This is a genomic window from Eionea flava (genome assembly GCF_055393785.1).
The window spans coordinates 2,224,886-2,226,680 of record NZ_AP036018.1 but is presented as its reverse complement, the minus strand read 5'-3'; the positions used below and the strand labels follow the sequence as shown (position 1 = coordinate 2,226,680).

Genomic DNA, 1,795 nt, shown 5'->3' with positions numbered 1-1,795 from the left:
TTTTTACAAGAAGCGGAATACCATGATATTAAAACCATTAAATTCATCATTAGTTATATTACTCTCTTTATTCGTCTTATCTTGTGGCTCAAAAAATTCCCCTTCGGTAGAGAAGGATGCGTTTTTAGCCTATGCAAAATATAAAGGTATCTCAAAAGATAACGAAAAATTATACGAGAGAGCTAGAAACGAATTTTTACAAAAAACACAACTCTCTAATACGATGTTAGAAACAGAGGTGCTCGATAGTACGCTTATTGATGCTCAAGTTGCCGCATTTAAGAATCAATTGGTTATTAGTAGTTATTTTGAGCAATACCTGAAAAAAAGTGTGACACCTCAGTCCATCAAGAATTTTTACACCACAAATGTCGATAACTACACATCAAACAAAGTTCAAATTTCCCATATACTCTTCAGGGTTTCCCCCAAGATGTCCGAACAAAAAAGACAAGTCTTATTAACGAAGGCTCATGAGGCATATAGTCAAATAAAGTCGGGGAGCGATTTCGCTCTAATAGCAAAGCAGGTATCTGAAGACAAAGTTTCTGGTGAAAAAGGTGGGGATTTGGGGTGGATACAAGAAGGCGCAATATCTAAAGAGTTTTCAAATATTGCTTTTTCTTTGCAAGAAGGAGAAGTGGCGGAACCTTTTCTGACGAGTTTTGGGTTTCATATTATAAAAGCAACATCCTCACCTCAAGAAGTGATTCAACCTTTGCAGGCGGTAGAAGGCGATATCCGTTACCAATTAAGAAGTCAGGCAAAATCAGCCGAAATAAAGCGCCTGTTAGAACAATAATTTAACGAGTCATTCCGGTGAAAACCGGAATCTAGCTGATGCTTTTACTGCCGTTATGCCGGATCACATCCGGTACGATAAAGTGGCTTTAGCTAGAGCGGCCAAGTATAACGCCAAATAGAGAAAATTGATGAATGTAAAAATACTAACAACGATCAGCTTTTTATCTGTAATGCCTCTTTTACTTTTAGCCTGTTCTTCATCAGAAGAACCTGCTGCTGATAATGAGGAAAAGAGCATTGCGGCTACGGTTAATGGTCATCCTATTTTTCATGTGGATATTAATTTTTTTATGGATAAAAAAATAGATACGCCTTTTAATGTAAAGAATCAACGCTCAATCAAAAAAGAAGTGCTAAATAGCCTTATTGCCATGAATGCGATGATGCAAAAAATCAAAGCGGAGCTGCCAAAAGAAGAAATCGACCAATTATCTATGGCTGTTTCTATGTACGAACGTGAAATTTTTGCAAAAGCGTACCTAGAAAAATATGCGGTTCCAGATCCAGTAAGTAATGATGAAGTTGCAGACTATTATCAAAATAATTTAGAAAAGTTTGGGCGCTCAGAAAGAAAAGAATTCGAAGTGATAGCGTTACTCAATACTGCAACAGAGAGCGATAGAGATAGCTTTATAGAAGCCTCTCAACGCATTAAACAATTATCCGACTGGGGCTCACTCGCTGATGATGAAAAATTTAAAGTTTCCTATAAAAAAGCGACCTACCACTCAGGTCTTTATGCCGAAAATATTGAGACGGTCTTAAATAAATTACAAGCAGAAGAAAGCTCGAATATTTTACTCATTGATAACATTCCCACCATTTTCAGAATCACTCAAATTGATGTTATACCTGCTCGCCCTCTGTATGAAGTCAGTAATGATATCCGGCAGCAATTAGCTCCTGTCAATCTTAAAAAGGCGATTAAACAAGCGTCTAAAGACGTTGTATCTCAAGCAAACGTCGAAATTTTCGAATAATTCTTAGTTGA

The 1,795-nt window shown here is 36.9% G+C and carries 2 protein-coding genes; both read left to right on the top strand.

Annotated elements, in window-relative coordinates; genetic code table 11:
• Positions 1-22: 22 nt before the first annotated feature.
• Entirely contained in the window at positions 23-802 is a 780-nt protein-coding gene (locus tag ACZ5O6_RS09765; protein WP_447091385.1) for a peptidylprolyl isomerase, read from the top strand.
• Positions 803-932: 130 nt separating this feature from the next.
• Entirely contained in the window at positions 933-1,784 is an 852-nt protein-coding gene (locus ACZ5O6_RS09760; protein ID WP_447091386.1) for a peptidyl-prolyl cis-trans isomerase, read from the top strand.
• Positions 1,785-1,795: the final 11 nt, after the last annotated feature.